At 60.6% G+C, this 14619-nt stretch carries 21 protein-coding genes; 8 read left to right on the forward strand and 13 right to left on the reverse strand.

Translation table 11 applies throughout. The features are described from left to right. The first annotated feature begins 26 nt into the window (after window positions 1–26). Window positions 27–236: a hypothetical protein gene (locus tag H6B51_RS08295; RefSeq protein WP_204883233.1), complete on the forward strand. Its 210-nt coding sequence runs from the start codon at window positions 27–29 to the stop codon at window positions 234–236. A 94-nt stretch (window positions 237–330) separates the two neighbouring features. Here H6B51_RS08295 and H6B51_RS08300 read toward each other — a convergent pair whose 3' ends face one another. Next, entirely contained in the window at window positions 331–858 is a 528-nt protein-coding gene (locus H6B51_RS08300; RefSeq protein ID WP_243421196.1) for a spore maturation protein, read from the reverse strand. Further along, window positions 855–1433: a spore maturation protein A gene (locus H6B51_RS08305; RefSeq protein ID WP_204883234.1), complete on the reverse strand. Its 579-nt coding sequence runs from the start codon at window positions 1431–1433 to the stop codon at window positions 855–857. Before H6B51_RS08305 ends, H6B51_RS08300 begins: the two co-directional genes overlap by 4 nt. A gap of 211 nt (window positions 1434–1644) precedes the next feature. On the opposite strand from H6B51_RS08305, the gene H6B51_RS08310 reads away from it, so the two are divergent. Beyond that, on the forward strand, window positions 1645–1887 hold the full coding sequence (locus H6B51_RS08310) for an AbrB/MazE/SpoVT family DNA-binding domain-containing protein (RefSeq protein WP_204883235.1): 243 nt from the start codon (window positions 1645–1647) through the stop codon (window positions 1885–1887). Window positions 1888–2106: 219 nt separating this feature from the next. Here H6B51_RS08310 and rsmI read toward each other — a convergent pair whose 3' ends face one another. From rsmI to H6B51_RS08335, 5 genes are read right to left on the reverse strand one after another with little or no spacing between them, the layout of a single operon-like run. Further along, on the reverse strand, window positions 2107–2964 hold the full coding sequence (rsmI, locus tag H6B51_RS08315) for a 16S rRNA (cytidine(1402)-2'-O)-methyltransferase (protein WP_204883236.1): 858 nt from the start codon (window positions 2962–2964) through the stop codon (window positions 2107–2109). A gap of 4 nt (window positions 2965–2968) precedes the next feature. Beyond that, window positions 2969–3613, reverse strand: coding sequence for a tRNA1(Val) (adenine(37)-N6)-methyltransferase (locus tag H6B51_RS08320; RefSeq protein ID WP_204883237.1), 645 nt, complete (start codon window positions 3611–3613; stop codon window positions 2969–2971). Further along, window positions 3610–4221, reverse strand: a complete 612-nt coding sequence (locus tag H6B51_RS08325) for an NUDIX hydrolase (protein WP_204883238.1) — start codon at window positions 4219–4221, stop codon at window positions 3610–3612. The genes H6B51_RS08320 and H6B51_RS08325 overlap by 4 nt, the downstream gene beginning before the upstream one ends. Then, complete coding sequence (locus H6B51_RS08330; RefSeq protein ID WP_204883239.1) at window positions 4218–4442, reverse strand: helix-turn-helix domain-containing protein; 225 nt, start codon at window positions 4440–4442, stop codon at window positions 4218–4220. The genes H6B51_RS08325 and H6B51_RS08330 overlap by 4 nt, the downstream gene beginning before the upstream one ends. A gap of 20 nt (window positions 4443–4462) precedes the next feature. Beyond that, a complete protein-coding gene (locus H6B51_RS08335; protein ID WP_204883240.1) occupies window positions 4463–4687 on the reverse strand; it encodes a helix-turn-helix domain-containing protein in 225 nt (74 codons plus the stop codon). 77 nt (window positions 4688–4764) lie between these two features. Between H6B51_RS08335 and H6B51_RS08340 the strand changes: the two genes are divergently transcribed. Continuing rightward, the gene (locus H6B51_RS08340) at window positions 4765–4986 is read left to right on the forward strand and encodes a hypothetical protein (protein ID WP_204883241.1); all 222 of its coding nucleotides are present in this window, start codon (window positions 4765–4767) and stop codon (window positions 4984–4986) included. A gap of 62 nt (window positions 4987–5048) precedes the next feature. Here H6B51_RS08340 and nrdG read toward each other — a convergent pair whose 3' ends face one another. From nrdG to H6B51_RS08370, 6 genes are all read right to left on the reverse strand, one after another. Then, the gene (gene nrdG / locus H6B51_RS08345) at window positions 5049–5570 is read right to left on the reverse strand and encodes an anaerobic ribonucleoside-triphosphate reductase activating protein (protein ID WP_204883242.1); all 522 of its coding nucleotides are present in this window, start codon (window positions 5568–5570) and stop codon (window positions 5049–5051) included. A gap of 62 nt (window positions 5571–5632) precedes the next feature. After that, on the reverse strand, window positions 5633–6196 hold the full coding sequence (locus H6B51_RS08350; protein WP_204883243.1) for a chromate transporter: 564 nt from the start codon (window positions 6194–6196) through the stop codon (window positions 5633–5635). Then, window positions 6193–6789: a chromate transporter gene (locus H6B51_RS08355; RefSeq protein ID WP_204883244.1), complete on the reverse strand. Its 597-nt coding sequence runs from the start codon at window positions 6787–6789 to the stop codon at window positions 6193–6195. The genes H6B51_RS08350 and H6B51_RS08355 overlap by 4 nt, the downstream gene beginning before the upstream one ends. Before the next feature lies 1 nt (window position 6790). Further along, complete coding sequence (locus H6B51_RS08360) at window positions 6791–7027, reverse strand: hypothetical protein (protein ID WP_204883245.1); 237 nt, start codon at window positions 7025–7027, stop codon at window positions 6791–6793. Beyond that, on the reverse strand, window positions 7024–8946 hold the full coding sequence (locus tag H6B51_RS08365) for an NAD(+) synthase (RefSeq protein WP_204883246.1): 1923 nt from the start codon (window positions 8944–8946) through the stop codon (window positions 7024–7026). Before H6B51_RS08365 ends, H6B51_RS08360 begins: the two co-directional genes overlap by 4 nt. 141 nt (window positions 8947–9087) lie before the next feature. Beyond that, window positions 9088–9549: a winged helix-turn-helix transcriptional regulator gene (locus H6B51_RS08370; protein WP_204883247.1), complete on the reverse strand. Its 462-nt coding sequence runs from the start codon at window positions 9547–9549 to the stop codon at window positions 9088–9090. A gap of 411 nt (window positions 9550–9960) precedes the next feature. Between H6B51_RS08370 and H6B51_RS08375 the strand changes: the two genes are divergently transcribed. The 5 genes from H6B51_RS08375 to H6B51_RS08395 all read left to right on the forward strand — a co-directional run bounded on the left by H6B51_RS08375 (window position 9961) and on the right by H6B51_RS08395 (window position 14169). Beyond that, complete coding sequence (locus H6B51_RS08375; protein WP_204883248.1) at window positions 9961–10311, forward strand: cupin domain-containing protein; 351 nt, start codon at window positions 9961–9963, stop codon at window positions 10309–10311. Between the two features lie 53 nt (window positions 10312–10364). Further along, the gene (locus H6B51_RS08380; protein ID WP_204883249.1) at window positions 10365–11174 is read left to right on the forward strand and encodes an SDR family NAD(P)-dependent oxidoreductase; all 810 of its coding nucleotides are present in this window, start codon (window positions 10365–10367) and stop codon (window positions 11172–11174) included. Between the two features lie 30 nt (window positions 11175–11204). After that, window positions 11205–12134: a 3-hydroxyacyl-CoA dehydrogenase family protein gene (locus H6B51_RS08385; protein WP_204883250.1), complete on the forward strand. Its 930-nt coding sequence runs from the start codon at window positions 11205–11207 to the stop codon at window positions 12132–12134. Between the two features lie 51 nt (window positions 12135–12185). Further along, entirely contained in the window at window positions 12186–13199 is a 1014-nt protein-coding gene (locus H6B51_RS08390; RefSeq protein WP_204883251.1) for a cyclase family protein, read from the forward strand. Between the two features lie 121 nt (window positions 13200–13320). Beyond that, window positions 13321–14169, forward strand: a complete 849-nt coding sequence (locus H6B51_RS08395) for a beta-keto acid cleavage family enzyme (protein WP_335342128.1) — start codon at window positions 13321–13323, stop codon at window positions 14167–14169. Window positions 14170–14619 lie beyond the last annotated feature (450 nt).

Consider the following 14619-nt stretch of genomic DNA (forward strand, 5'->3'; position numbering starts at 1 on the left):
CCTCACGAGAGGACAGGAGGGATACCATGTTGTTCCAAAAAGACATCGAGCCCCGCTGTATGTACTGCCAGCGGGGGACCAAGCTGGACGAGGACCAGATCCTCTGCGTAAAAAAGGGCGTGGTCTCCCCCGGGGAGAGCTGCCGGGCCTTCAAGTACGACCCTCTCAAGCGGGTCCCCACCCCGCCGGTGACCCTGGATCTGGACAAATTGAAGGACGAGGATTTTTCCCTGTGAAAAATGGGCCTGCTGCCAATGCAGCAGGCCCATTTTTTGTCTGGCACGAAAACGCCGGGCTTCTACCTCCACTTTTCACGCTCCGCTCCTCCCTCTATCCTCCATAAAAAATGACCCGCACCGCCCAGGCCGCCCCAATAAACCCGGCCAGATCGGCACACAAGGCAGCGGGGATGGCATAGCGGGTCTTGACGATGCCCGCTGCCCCGAAGTACACCGCAACAGTATAAAAGGTGGTCTCGGTAGATCCCAGCATGACGGCGGCGGTGCGCCCCACCAGAGAGTCCGGCCCGTAAGTGGAAATGAGCTCCGCCCCCACTCCCAGAGCAGCGGAACCGCTCACCGGGCGCACCAGCAGCAGGGCCACTGTCTCCGGCGGGATGCCCAGGGCAGATAACACCGGGGCCAGAGCCTGGGCCGCCAGCTCCAGGGCCCCGGAGGCGCGAAGCATATACACCGCCGTCAGCAGCCCCACCAGGGCTGGAACGATGCGGATCAGCACGCCCAGCCCCTCCTCCGCGCCAGCCAGCAGGGCGCTGTACACATCCACGCCCCGGGCCATGCCCAGCAGGGCCACGCCCCCCAGGATAAAGGGCACAAGCATGGTCACAAACACCTTCAACCCCTCCAGATCCGGGCCATGAGCTTTGCTGCGGCTATCCCTACTGTCACCGACAGCAGGGAGGCCAGCCACACCGCCGGCAGAATGTCGAAAGGCGTTCCACAGCCCGCGGCCATCCGCACTCCCGCTACGGTGGTGGGGATGAGCTGAATGGAGGCGGTGTTGCACACCACCAGCATGCACAGCTCGTCCGAGGCCACGCCGGGGCTGCGGCGGCTCATCTCCCGGGCGGCCTGAAGGCCCAGGGGGGTAGCGGCGTTGCCCAGTCCCAGCAGATTGGCCGATACGTTAGCGGAGACACAGTCCATCACCTTCCGATCCCCCGCGAAGGAGGGGTAGAGCTTCCCCAGCAAGGGGGCCAGCAGCCTGGACAGCAGGGCCGACAATCCGGAGCGTTTCATGATCTCCATGACCCCCATCCACAGGCAGAGCACTCCCGCCATGGACAAGCAGAGCTCCACCGCGGCAGCCGCTCCTTCCAAAGCCGCCCCGCTCACCGCCTGACCGTTACCAGTGGCCAGACCGCACACCACCGACGTCACTACCATGGCCGTCCAGATCGCCGCCATCGCCATACTTCTCCCTCCTCCATTTTCCTCCAACGGCACATGCCATCTATACGGCGCTTCCCAACCAAAAATACCCAGCATATATTCAAATATCATTTAAAATATGTGAAGTTTCTGTGACATGGGTTGACAGTTCAATACGATATGTTATAATTGTGTCAGTTTCTAGTTAATGAAGGGAATAATTGGGAACATATAGGGAAAGGAAGTAGCTTTTATGAAGTCAACTGGGATCGTACGTAAGGTAGATGAGCTGGGCCGTATTGTACTCCCCATCGAGCTCCGCCGCACCCTGGACATTGCGGAGAAGGACTCCCTGGAGATCTATGTGGACGGCGCGTCCATTGTGCTGAAAAAATATCAGCCTGCATGTATTTTTTGCGATGATGCAAGAGATGTAGTAAACTTTAAAGGGAAAAACGTGTGCAAAAATTGCATCCAGGAGCTCCAGCTCAAGTAAGGCTCTCCAGGAAAAAAGGGAGACTCCCACCGCGCCACGCGGTGGGAGTCTCCCTTTTTTCCTTGTTTTGTAAGATTAAGGCGATTAACACAGGTAAATCTCTTGAGAACCATTTTGAGGGAATTCCCCTGCATATTTCCCTTTTCCGGCAAAATGCGACTATTTTTTTCGCCTATTGACAAATCCTTACCCTTGTTCAAATTATACTTTTTGTAATATTCAATTCCCCTCATTAAGCCTGTCCCGACTCTGCTCCACCGCCTGGCCGTACAGCTCATTTTTTGGCAAGCCGGTGGCCTTGGCCACCTGCCGGCAAGCGTCCTTCAGGGACAGTCCCTCCTGCCGCAACCGCTCCACCCGCTCCAGGGCCTCCTCCAGGGTGGGGAGTTCGGCATCCTCCTGGGTCGCACCCTCCACCACCAGCACGAACTCCCCCCGGGGCGGGTTTTCCTGATACCAAGCTGACGCCTCCCCCAGGGTGGTGCGGCGCACCTCCTCATGGAGCTTGGTCAGCTCCCGGCATAGAGAGATGCGCCGGTCCGGTCCAAAAGCCTCAGCCAAGTCGGCCAGGGTGGCGGTCAGCTTGTGGGGGGCCTCGTAGAAGATCATGGTGCGCCGCTCCCCCGCCAGCTCCTCCAGATGGGCCCGGCGGTTTTTCTTATTCATGGCCAGAAAGCCTTCAAAGGTAAACCGGCCAGTGGGCAACCCGGACACCGACAGGGCGGTGACCAGGGCACAGGGGCCGGGGATGGCCACCACCTCCACCCCGCTGGCGGCACACAGACGCACCAGGTCCTCCCCCGGGTCGGACACCGCTGGGGTGCCGGCGTCGGTGACCAGAGCGCAGCTCTCCCCGGCCAGCAGACGGCCCAGCACCGCCTGGCCTCCCGCCTCGGTGTTGTGGCGGTAGTAGGACACCATGGGCTTTTTGATGCCCAGGTGGTTGAGCAGCTTCAGAGACACCCGGGTGTCCTCGGCGGCAATGAAGTCCACCGCCGCCAGGGTGTCCGCCATCCGCTGGGAGATGTCCCCCAGATTGCCGATGGGGGTGGGTACGAGATATAAAATTCCGGCCATTGCCTTACCTCCGGTCTGTCAGTTGTACGGGCAGGATCTCCAGCCCCGGCCTGCCCTGGCGCACCGCCTCCACCAGCACGGCGGAGGGCGGGGTATCCGCCCGGTGCTGGAGCAGGGCCAGCCGCTTGGGCTCCAGCCCGTGGGTGGTAAGGGCGGCGAAGAGCTCCGCCAGCCGCTCCGGTCGGTGGACCAGGGCGAACCGCCCTCCGTTTTTCACCAGCCGCCCGGCGGCGGCGCACCAGTCCTCCAGGGCAGCCTCCTCCGTCCGGGCGGAGCCGCCGTCCGCCCCGCTGCCCGCCTTGAAATAGGGCGGGTTGGCCACCACCAGGGAAAAACCCCCGGCGGGCAGGGTTTTGCACACCTGCCGGAGGTCTCCGGTGATAATTTCCCCCGCCAGGCCGTTCTGGGCCAGGTTGTGCCGGGCCAGGGCGCTGTCTGCCGGGTCCTGTTCCACTCCGGTCAGCGCCAGCGGGGCCGCTCGGGCGGCCAGCAGCAGCAGCAGGGCTCCCGCCCCGCAGCCCAGATCGCACACCTTGTCCCCCCGGCGCAGAGTGGCAAAGGCGGCCAGGGCCAGGCTGTCCTGCCCCAGGGGAAAACAGGTGTCCGACTGGTCATAGCGGTAGGGCCCCAGCTGCTCCGGGGCTCTCACTTCATGCCCTCCATCAGGTTGCGGACGATGCGGCCGGTGAGCCCCCAGATGGGGTGGCCCGGCCAGGGGTACACCGGCACGATGGTCTCCCCGCTCCGCCAGCGGTAGCCCTGGGGAAAGCCGATGCGGTCATAGGGGAAGTCCTCCCCCACCTGGGGCTTGAGCTCATAGGAGTAGACCTCCGCCGGGTGGGCCTCCAGCCAGCTCACCGGCACCAGGAAGGTCTCCTTCACCTCCGCCCGGCTGGGGGAGAGGGCGGCCAGCCCCGCCTGGGAGATCACCCCCAGGAAGGGGTGCATCACGAACCGGCCGGGGTGGACCACCAGGTCCAGGGGGTTCACCAGCTGGATCTCCTCCGGCGGGACGGACAGCTCCTCAAAGGTCTCCCGCAGGGCGCACTGGGCCGGGGTCTCCCCAGGCTCCAGCCCGCCGCCGGGGAAGCACACCTCCCCGGGCTGGTGGTCCAGGGTCTCCGCCCGCACCTCAAAGAGGAGGCTGGGCCCCTCCGGGCATTCCACCAGGGGCACCAGCACGGCGTACTCCCGGGTCACGTCCTGCACCTTGGGCACATGGCCCGTCCACCGGGCCTGAAACTCCGCAATGGTCATGTTCTCTCTTCCTTCCGGCCCAGCAGATAGTCCGCCGAGACCTGAAAATAATCGGCCAGCTTCATCAGCGTCAGAGAGGGCACGTTGATATATCCGTACTCCATCCGCTGATAGTGGCGGTCTGTGCAGCCCAGGAACCGGGCCATTTCCACCTGGGTCCTATGCTTTTCCCGGCGCAGTTCCTTCAACCGCTTCCCAAAGGGCTCCATGAGCTTTTCCATCTTACACTCTATCCCTCAGCCTACAGCTTCTCGTCCTTCCGTCCCAGCAAATAGTCCGCCGAGACCTGAAAATAGTCGGCCAGCTTGATGACCAGCGTGGCGGAAATATTGATGTGGCCATACTCGATTTTCTGATAATGCCGCTCCGTCACGTCCAGAAAGTCCGCCATTTCCTTTTGGGTCTTTCCCTTTTCCCTGCGCAGCGGCTTGAGCCGCTCCGCCAGGCTGGGCAGAATGATTTCCACGCCGTCTCCCCCCTTGACACATTATCATAATTCGTATATAATAGCATCATCAAATTTCGTGTTTTGGATGTGTGGGTATGAATGACTTTTTACAATTTCTCTACCGCTCCTACATACAGCCCTATCTGTCCGGCCTGCCCCGGGATGACGGGGATCTGTTCCGGGAAAGCCTGTGCCTGGGCGATCAGACGGAGGAGACTATGAAGGATGTGGAGGCGGTGGTGGCCTTTGCCGCCGCCCACGCCTTCCTGCTGGGGCTGCGCACCGGGGCCGGCCTGAACCAGAACGGCGCCCTGTAGGGGCGGCTATCAGCCGCCCGCCGGCCCGCCCCAAGGCGGGCGGGGACAGAGCCCCGCCCCTACTATGATTCTGGCCGGGTGAAGTGGGCCAGGGGATCGGGCCGCTGCCACAAAACCACCTGCCCGGCGGCCTGGCTCCGGGGCACGTCAATGAGCCGCTGGTTGGTGGAGCCCCGGAAGAGGGCGTCGTAGGACTTCAGGTTCTCCACAAAGGGCCCGTCCACCAGTACGTCGGTGGCTGCCAGCAGGGCCTGGGCCTCCGGCATTTCCAACAGGATCTCGTAGGTATACCCGGTATAGGTCCACACGTTCAAACCCTTCTCCCGGGCCAGACGGGCCAGCGCCGCACACTCCGCCGCCTGGTCGAAGGGCTCCCCACCGGACAGGGTAAGCCCGTCGGTGAGGGGATTGGCAAACAACCGCCCGGCCAGCTCCTCCACAGCAATCTCCTGCCCTCCGGCGGGGTCGTGGGTATCCGGGTTGTGGCAGCCGGGACAGTGATGTGGGCAGCCCTGGGTAAAGACTGTAAACCGCAGGCCTGGTCCGTCCACGATGGAGTCGGACACCAGGTTGGCAATACGCATCTTGTTTCTCCTTAGCATGAGCGGGAGGGCTTACACAGCCCTCCCGCTGTATTTTTGCGGCGTTAGAACTGGAACAGAACTCCGATGACCGCCGAAATGGCAATATAGACAATGGGATGGAGTTTCTTCAGGGGCTTGCACTGGAGGCAGAGGAAAATAACCACTGCCAGCAGGATAGCCTTCCAGTGGAAAAACTCCGCCGTACCGAAGGTGGCCCCGGTATTCACCAGAGCGATGGCGCACACCTCCGCCAGGGCTGCCGCAATCAAAGCGGTGGAGGCGGGGCGGATGCCGTAAAATACCCCGTCCACCCCCCGGCTCTCCCGAAACTTTTTCAAAAAGCCGGCGATGATGAGGATGACGATAATGGAGGGACACACCAGCCCCAGGGTGGCAATGACCCCTCCGATGATGCCGCCTGTGTGAAAGCCCACATAGGTGGCCATGTTCACCCCCATAGGGCCGGGGGTAGACTCGGAGATGGCGATCATATTGGCCAGATCGCCAGAGGAAAACCATCCGGTTCGGGCCCCCATGTCCGTGAGGAAGGGTACGGTAGCCAGCCCACCGCCGATGGCGAACAGGCCGGTCTTGAAGAACTCGAAAAAGAGCTGAAGATAGATCACGGGTTCAGCCCTCCCTTGGCAGCCCGGATACACAGCCCGGCCACCCCTGCCGCTACCACCAGCACAATGGGGGAGCACACAAAGCCCATCACCGCCGCCAGAGCGGTACCCTCCGGGAAGGGGACAAAGTTTCCCACCACCGCCAGCACCAGCACCACCGCAAAAATACACAGGGTGGGCAGGTCCATGACGGTGCTTTTGCGCAGCTTGAGGACACTGGACAGGATGAGGGCACACACGCAGGCCCGCACCCCGTTAAAGGCGTGGACCACCGCCGGCAGCTCAGCAAAATTTTGTAAAAAGGCGGCAATAAGCATGATGACCACCAGACAGGGGAACACCAGCCCCAGGGTAGCCGTCACCCCGCCGGGGGCGCCTTTCTTCTTGTGTCCCACAAAGGTGGCGGTATTGACGGCAATGATTCCGGGGGTGCACTGGCCGATGGCAAAGTAATCAGACAGCTCCTCCTCCCCCACCCAGCCCCGCTTTTCCACCAGCTCCCGCTGGAGGATGGGCAGCATGGCATATCCTCCGCCAAAGGTACACACGCCAATCTTGGCGAAGGTCCAGAACAGATCCACGTATAGGTTCACGTCAATTCAGCCCCTCCAGTTCCTCCAGCCACAGGGCAGAAACAGCGTCGGAGGGCATCCGCCAGTCAGCCCCATGAAAGCAAACTTTCATGGGGACCCCATTTCTTTTTACTTCCTCGGCGGGAGTAAATCCCGCCTGCGGCAAGGCTTTTCCACGTCGCGGAAAAGCCTTGGGCACGCCAAAGGCGCGGCTCGCTTTCACTCGCGGGCGATTGGCGGCTAAAACCATATTCATCATTCCAGCCCCTCCAGTTCCTCCAGCCACAGGGCAGAAACAGCGTCGGAGGGCATCCGCCAATCGCCCCGGGGGGACAGGGACACCGACCCCACCTTGGGTCCATCGGGTAGGCAGGATCGCTTGAACTGCTGGACAAAGAACCGGCGGTAGAAGTTGTTCAGCCACTTCAGCAGGGTGGCCCGGTCATAGGCCCGCCCAAAGGCCTGCTCCGCCAACCGCAGCACCTTCCGGGGGGAGAAGCCCCACCGGATGGCGTAGTAGAGGTAGAAGTCGTGGAGCTCATAGGGCCCCACCAGATCCTCGGTCTTCTGGGCAATCTGCCCATTGATGGCGGGGAGCAGCTCGGGGGACACAGGGGTGTCCAGGATATCGGTGAGCACATCGGACAAAGCCTGATCCTCCTCCGCCTTGTCCCCGGCCACATAGCTCACCAGATGGCGCACCAGGGTCTTGGGGATGGAGCCGTTGACCCCGTACATGGACATATGATCTCCATTATAGGTAGCCCAGCCCAGGGCCAGCTCGGACAGGTCCCCGGTACCCACCACCAGGCCGTCGTTCTGGTTGGCAATATCCATAAGCACCTGGGTGCGTTCTCTGGCCTGACCGTTTTCAAAGGTCACGTCATGGTTGTCCATGGACTGGCCGATGTCCCGGAAGTGCTGGCGCACCGCCTCCCCAATGTCGATCCGCTTCAGGGTGGCCCCCAGCCGGCCCGCCAGCTCCACGGCGTTGTCCCGGGTGCGGTCAGTGGTGCCGAAGCAGGGCATGGTAACGGCAATGATGTCGCTGGCCGGCCGGTCCAGCAGGTTCATGGCGATGGTGGTAATAAGGATGGCCAGGGTGGAATCCAGGCCGCCGGACAGGCCAACCACCGCCGTTTTGGCGTGGGTGTGCTCCAGCCGCTTTTTCAGGCCCAGAGCGGCGATCTTCAAAATCTCCTCGCACCGCTCCGCCCGGTCGTCCTTGTCCTGGGGCACGAATGGAGTGGGCGAGACCGGCCGGGTCAGGTGGGTGTCCCCCACCGGCATCTGGAAGCCAATCCGCCAGAGGGTCTCCTCTTCCGCGTGCTGGAAGGTAGTCATCCGTTGGCGCTCATAGGCCAGCCGGTCTACATCGATCTCGCTGATGGTGAGACCAGTGGCAAACCGCCGCTCGACCAGGATGGTGCCGTTCTCAGCGATGATATTGTGGCCGGTAAACACCAGATCGGTGGTGGACTCTCCCTCCCCGGCGTCGGCGTACACATAGCCGCACACCAGCCGTCCGCTCTGGCCGGATACCAAGCCCCGGCGGTAGGAAGCCTTGCCCACCAGCTCGTTGGAGGCGGACAGGTTCAGGATGAGGGTGGCTCCCGCTCGGGCGGCCCGGATGGAAGGGGGTTCGGCAGCCCACAGGTCCTCGCAGATCTCTACTCCGATAACCAGATTGGGCATCTCCTCACAGGCAAAGAGGTGGCCGTCGGAAAGGGTGACCTCCTGGCCGCACAGGGTGATGGTGGCATCCAGTCCCGCCCCCGGGGCAAACCACCGCTGCTCGTAAAATTCCCCGTAGTTGGGCAGGTGGGTCTTGGGCACCAGGCCCAGGATCTCTCCGCTCTGTATAACCGCGGCGCAATTATACAGTTTATTATCCCACTTGCTGCGAACCGGCAGGCCCACCGCCGTGATCATGTCCAGATTTTTGGTGGCCTCCAGGATGGTGGCCAGGCCCTCCTCAGCCCCCCGCAGCAGGGTGGGCTGGAGAAACAGGTCCCCGCAGGTGTAGCCAGTGAGGCAGAGCTCCGGCAGGGCCAACACCTTCACCCCCTGCTTGTCGGCCTCCCGCATCATGGTAAAGATCTGCTCGGCGTTATACCGGCAGTCGGCCACCCGGATCCTGGGCGTGCCCGCCGCCACTTTCACAAATCCATCGCGCATAGATGGCGCCTCCTTTGGAATCATTCTCTTTCAGGGCTTATCATACCCCAATCCGCCGTCGATTGCAACGTTCTCCCGCCCGTTCCTTTAGGCTTTGAATGTAAAACGGGCGCGGCGTTCCACACGCCGCGCCCGGGGCCGTCAATATCGATTATCTGTGGTCCGCCCCTTCCGCTTCTGCTCCGGGGTAAAGTCGTTGGCATCCATGATGTCCTGGAGCTTTTCCACATACTTGCTGGAATTGTGGACCACAAAGGCGTCGCTGTCGATGGGGATACCCTGCTCGTCCATCTGACGGATGCTCCAGATGTACAGCGCGTCCAGGGCTGGGATCAGCTCCTCCCCACTGGGGGTGAGCACATACTCCACCTTGGGCGGAATGGTATCGTAGGAGATCCGGCGGATAAGCCCCGCGTCCGTCAATTCCTTCAACTGCTGGCTGAACACCTTCTCTGAAATGGGCAGCGCCTTCAGCGTCTGGTTGAACCGGATGCTTCCATAGGTATGTATCTCATGGAGAATGGTCATTTTCCACTTGCCGCCAATACACTGCAGCACATAGTGATATGGGTTGGTAGGCTCTTTAAAATGATCGCTCCACACGGACAGTACCCTCTTTCTTTGCTGGATTTTACATATCACGTTTCTGTATCTGGTCGGCTACTATCATATCATACCACCAGCCCCGCCCACAAGCGGCTCTTTGCCGCAGCCCCTTCCTGTGCGCCAAATTTTTCACAATATTTTTGTACATACTGCACAGTTTTCATTTAAACTAGCCGGTCTATTGTGTGTTTTATATGAAACCCGTGCACTCCCGTTGGGCGGTTTTTACAAAAAATTGCCACTTACTTTTCAGTAAGTGCGAACCTCACAGTTACCTACTTACATAATTGTACGTATTGCACAAATACCAGCCCTTCGCTACACTATAACCAGACAAAATGCTGAGGGTCAGCAAGAAAACAACCAGACGTCCTAACAACCAATTTTATTAAAAGGAGCGGATTTCAAATGGTCAAGCGTACTGTGGAAGAACTGAAGTCTTACGAGGCTGCCGGCCACTTCAACATGGTGGCGATGCGCATCCACGGCAAGGAGGAGACCGGTGCCGAGAAGTTCTGGGTGGGCGTGTCCACCTTCCTGCCCGGCGGCGGCGCTGAGTGGGCCTACGAGGACAACCCGCTGGAGAAGGTCTACTACGTGCTGGAGGGCGAGATGACCGTCACCGACAAGGACGGCAAGAAGTACGTCATCCACAAGGATGAGTCCATCTCCTTCCCCCCCAACGAGGGCCGCGGCCTGCTGAACGAGAGCAACCTCCCCGCCCGGATGCTGGTCATCATCAACTACCCCAACGCCTGAGCTCATCCCCTTGTTCCTGAAACGCTTTACATATTATAAGGAGGAAGATCGTCATGGTTCCTGTTCAGAAGTCTTTTGTTGAAAATATGTTCTCCGTGAAGGACAAGGTGGCTCTGGTCACCGGCGCCACCGGCGCTCTGGGCTGCGTGCTGGCCAAGGCTTACGGCTACGCCGGCGCCAAGGTCTTCATGACCGGCCGCAACGACGCCAAGCTGAAGGCCCTGGAGGACGAGTTCAAGGCCGAGGGCATCGACTGCGCTTACTTCGTGGCCGACCCCGCCAAGGAAGAGGACGTGGACGCTCTGGTAAAGGCCTGCGTGGCCAAGTACGGCTGCATCGACATCCTGGCTGTGTCTCACGGCTACAACAAGCCCCAGAACGTGCTGGATCAGTCCGTGGCCGACTGGCAGTACATCATGGACGCCGACTGCAAGAGCGTGTACATCGTCACCAAGTACGTGGCCCATCAGATGGTGGCTCAGTACGAGGCCGACAACACCAAGCGCGGCAAGATGGTCATCGTTACCTCTCAGCGCTCCAAGCGCGGCATGGCCGGCTACACCGGTTACTGCACCTCCAAGGGCGGCGCCGACCTGATGGTGTCCTGCCTGGCCTGCGACCTGTCCGCCAAGTACCACATCAACGTCAACTCCATCTGCCCCACCGTGTTCCGCTCCGACCTGACCGAGTGGATGTTCGATCCCGAGTCCGCCGTGTACAAGAACTTCCTCAACCGTGAGCCCATCGGCCGCCTGGGCGAGCCCGACGACTTCGTTGGCTACGCTCTGTTCCTGTCCTCCGACGCCTCCAACTTCATCACCGGCAGCAACTGCGACTGCTCCGGCGGCTACCTGGTGGTGTGATTCCGGTTACGGAAAGGACGGCGAAACCCAATGAAAACCATTAAAAATATCCTGATCTGCGGCGCGGGCATGATGGGTAAGAACATCGGCTTCGTGTTCGCCTCCAATCCCGATTTCCAGGTGGGCATGTACGACCTGTACCCCACCGACGTGGAGGCCGGCATCCGTACCAACACCAAGCAGCTGGTGGACAAGGGGGTCCTCACCGAGGAGGAGCTGGCCGACCGGCTCTCCCGGATCTCCTTCACCAACGACATCGACAGCGACATCGTCAAGAACGCCGACTTCGTCATCGAGGCCGTGTTCGAGGACATGAAAATCAAGCGGGAGACCTTCGCCAAGCTGGAGGCCCGCTGCGCTGAGGACACCATCTTCTGCACCAACTCCTCCGTCATGAGCCCCAGCGAGATTTCCGCTGAGCTCAAGCACCGGGAGCGCTTCGTGGGCACCCACTTCTGGAACCCCGGCCACCTGATTCCCCTGGTGGAGGTGGTGAAATCCGATGCCTCCTCCGACGAAGTGGCTCAGACCGTCATGGAAGTGCTTCGCTCCGTGGGTAAGAAGCCCGTGCTGTGCAAGAAGGACGTGCCCGGCTTCATCGCCAACCGTATGCAGCACGCCCTGTGGCGTGAGGCTATCTCCATTGTGGAGAACGGCATCGCCGATGCCGCCACCGTGGACGAGGCGGTCCGCTACTCCTTCGGTCTCCGTCTGCCCCAGCTGGGCCCCATGGAGAACGCCGACATGGTGGGCACCGACCTCACCTTCAACATCCACAACTACATCCTCCAGGACCTGGAGGATTCTCACAAGCCCTCTCCCCTGCTGGAGCGGCTGAAGAACGAGGGCAAGATCGGCTTCAAGACCGGCGAGGGCTTCCAGAAGTGGACCCCCGAGCAGGCTGCCAAGGCCAATGCTGATCTGAACGAGTACCTGATCCGGATGCTCTACGGCAAGTAAGCTGTCCGGTCCATTCCAAGCACTGTATTATCATCAAGGAGGTAACCCATCATGGGCAAGACTGTTTTTGTTGACCTGACCCATCCCTTTGGCGCTGAGATCCCCCGCTGGCCCTACTTTGATAAGCCCGACATCGTGGGCGCCCACTCCATGGCCAAGGGCGGCGTGCTGACCCAGCGCATCACCTGCACCATGCACACCGGCACTCACTGCGACGCTCCCCGTCACGTCATGGAGTATGAGTTCGACGGCCGCCGGGCCCGTTACTCCGACGAGATGCCCATCGACGCCTACACCGGTCAGGCTGTTGTGCTGAAGATCGACATCGAGCCCTGGGGCCTGATCACCGACAAGCACCTGGACGCCGCCTGCGAGAAGTACGGCATCAACCAGGCTGACCTGGAGGGCAAGGTTGTCTGCCTGAACACCGGTATGCACCGCCTGTTCGACGACTCCAAGGCCTACTATCACTATGCCGCCGGCACCGGTGTTGAGGCTGGTAAGTGGTTTGTCAAGAACAAGGTCAAGTGCGTGGCCATGGACAGCCAGGCTCTGGACCACCCCCTGCACACCGCCATGGGCAACAACGGCATGACCCGCATGAACCTGCTGGGCGCCACCGGCCGTCCCATCACCGAGGAGTACAAGGAGCTGTTCGGCGAGGAGGCCTATGCCAAGTTCGACAAGGACGAGTACATCCGCATCTACGGCCAGAAGGCTTACGACGAGATGTATGGCGATCTGGAGAACATCGGCGTTTGGGGCACCTGGGAGCCCTGCCACAAGGAGATGCTGGGCCATGGCATCGTGGGCGTTGAGAACCTGGGCGGCGACCTGGACAAGATCCCCGCTGGCGTGTGGTTCCGCTTCAACTGCTTCCCCCTGCGTTGGTACATGGGCGACGGCTCCATGGCCCGCTGCAGCGCCGAGATCGACGAGGACCTGCTGCTGAAGGACGTTCCCACCCGTACCTACAAGTACGGCGGCACCGGCTACGGCGAGGCCGAGGGCAACGGCGACAGCGGCCTGGAGTACATCCAGAAGCTGTTCAACCGCAACAAGTAATTTTGTCTCCACCTAATACTTTCCCTTCCCTATACACCAGCCAAGCGCAAAGCGGCGGGCAGTCGCCCGCCGCTTTGCGCCATATCCCCCACACCCTACTGAGAAAGGACTTTGAGTTATCATGGCCGATCTGAAGAACAAGACCATTATTACCGTGGCCACCACCGGCGCCTGGCCCACCAAGGAAAACAATCCCAACGTGCCCATGACCCCCGCTGAAATCGCCGAGGACGTGTACGCCTGCTGGAAAGCCGGCGCCGCCGTCGCCCACCTGCACATGCGGGACGACCAGGGTAAGGGCACTATGGACAAGGAGAAGTTCCGCCAGACCGTGGAGCTGCTGCGGGCCAACCACCCCGACTGCGACATCATCCTGAACATGACCACCTCCGGCGACCTGAACGCCACCGACGAGACCCGCCAGATCCACCTGAAGGAGCTGCGCCCCGAGATGGGTTCCTACGACTGCGGCTCCATGAACTGGCTGCACACCTCCCTGTTCCTCAATCCTCCCGCCTTCCTGGAGGAGCTGGGCAAGAATATGCAGGAATGGGGCGTAAAGCCTGAGATCGAGGCCTTTGACCCCGGCATGATCGCCAACGCCCAGTACTATCTGAAGAAGGGCGTACTCAAGGGGCCCCTGCACTTCCAGTTCTGCATGGGTTGCGCCAACGGCATTCCCGGCTCTATGAAGAACCTGATTTTCATGAAGGAGACCATGGAGTCCCTGTGCCCCGGCTCCACCTGGAGCTGCTTCGGCGTGGGCCACTCTGCCATGACCATGCTGTACGGCGCCGTGGCCCTGGGCGGCCACATCCGCGTGGGCATGGAGGACAATGTCATGTACTCTAAGGGCGTTCTGGCGGACAGCAACGTGCAGTTCGTGGAACGGGCTCGCCGGGTCATCGAGGAGTTCGGCAAGCAGGTCGCTACTCCCGCCGAGGCCCGCGAGATCCTCAGCCTGAAGTAAAATATATCCTTTCCCTTGCCACGGGGCCTGTTGCGGACAAGCAACGGGCCCCGTTTTATCGGCCATTTGTCTTTTCTGTCCAGATAGCCCTCTGTGAGGCTGCCAGCGGCTTTCTGCCGGGTTTTTACCCGCTTCTCGTCCCCCTGGCCGCTTTGGAATTGCCGTCTCTGACGCCCGCCTGAGAGCCGTCAGAGACGGTGTCTTTTCCTCATTTTTTTACTTTCACCTCTGCAACAGCCGGAAATCCCCCTCTCCCAAATTTTTAAGCCTGTTTTTGTGCATACTTTACAGTCTGTTTTTAAAATCCTTTGTTCCTTTTATTTGCTCGTCAAAAGTTTAACTAATGTCTACTGAATAACAGAAAAAGCCTTATATATCAAGCTATAGAAGGCGTTTTATGGTATAATAGGTGCAAGGAAAAGAGGGAAAATGCGCAAAAAACCTTGCACC

It is taken from the genome of Pseudoflavonifractor phocaeensis (assembly GCF_016901955.1).
Taxonomy (GTDB): domain Bacteria; phylum Bacillota; class Clostridia; order Oscillospirales; family Oscillospiraceae; genus Flavonifractor; species Flavonifractor phocaeensis_A.

Bases quoted from the DNA above. Each gene is read 5' to 3' on its own strand.
- H6B51_RS08365 (WP_204883246.1), bottom strand. From the start codon at position 8,946: ATGCGCGATGGATTTGTGAAAGTGGCGGCGGGCACGCCCAGGATCCGG.
- H6B51_RS08375 (WP_204883248.1), top strand. From the start codon at position 9,961: ATGGTCAAGCGTACTGTGGAAGAACTGAAGTCTTACGAGGCTGCCGGC.
- rsmI (WP_204883236.1), bottom strand. From the start codon at position 2,964: ATGGCCGGAATTTTATATCTCGTACCCACCCCCATCGGCAATCTGGGG.
- H6B51_RS08310 (WP_204883235.1), top strand. From the start codon at position 1,645: ATGAAGTCAACTGGGATCGTACGTAAGGTAGATGAGCTGGGCCGTATT.
- H6B51_RS08380 (WP_204883249.1), top strand. From the start codon at position 10,365: ATGGTTCCTGTTCAGAAGTCTTTTGTTGAAAATATGTTCTCCGTGAAG.
- H6B51_RS08330 (WP_204883239.1), bottom strand. From the start codon at position 4,442: ATGGAAAAGCTCATGGAGCCCTTTGGGAAGCGGTTGAAGGAACTGCGC.
- H6B51_RS08395 (WP_335342128.1), top strand. From the start codon at position 13,321: ATGGCCGATCTGAAGAACAAGACCATTATTACCGTGGCCACCACCGGC.
- H6B51_RS08385 (WP_204883250.1), top strand. From the start codon at position 11,205: ATGAAAACCATTAAAAATATCCTGATCTGCGGCGCGGGCATGATGGGT.
- H6B51_RS08295 (WP_204883233.1), top strand. From the start codon at position 27: ATGTTGTTCCAAAAAGACATCGAGCCCCGCTGTATGTACTGCCAGCGG.
- H6B51_RS08360 (WP_204883245.1), bottom strand. From the start codon at position 7,027: ATGATGAATATGGTTTTAGCCGCCAATCGCCCGCGAGTGAAAGCGAGC.
- H6B51_RS08340 (WP_204883241.1), top strand. From the start codon at position 4,765: ATGAATGACTTTTTACAATTTCTCTACCGCTCCTACATACAGCCCTAT.
- nrdG (WP_204883242.1), bottom strand. From the start codon at position 5,570: ATGCGTATTGCCAACCTGGTGTCCGACTCCATCGTGGACGGACCAGGC.
- H6B51_RS08390 (WP_204883251.1), top strand. From the start codon at position 12,186: ATGGGCAAGACTGTTTTTGTTGACCTGACCCATCCCTTTGGCGCTGAG.
- H6B51_RS08325 (WP_204883238.1), bottom strand. From the start codon at position 4,221: ATGACCATTGCGGAGTTTCAGGCCCGGTGGACGGGCCATGTGCCCAAG.
- H6B51_RS08305 (WP_204883234.1), bottom strand. From the start codon at position 1,433: ATGGCGATGGCGGCGATCTGGACGGCCATGGTAGTGACGTCGGTGGTG.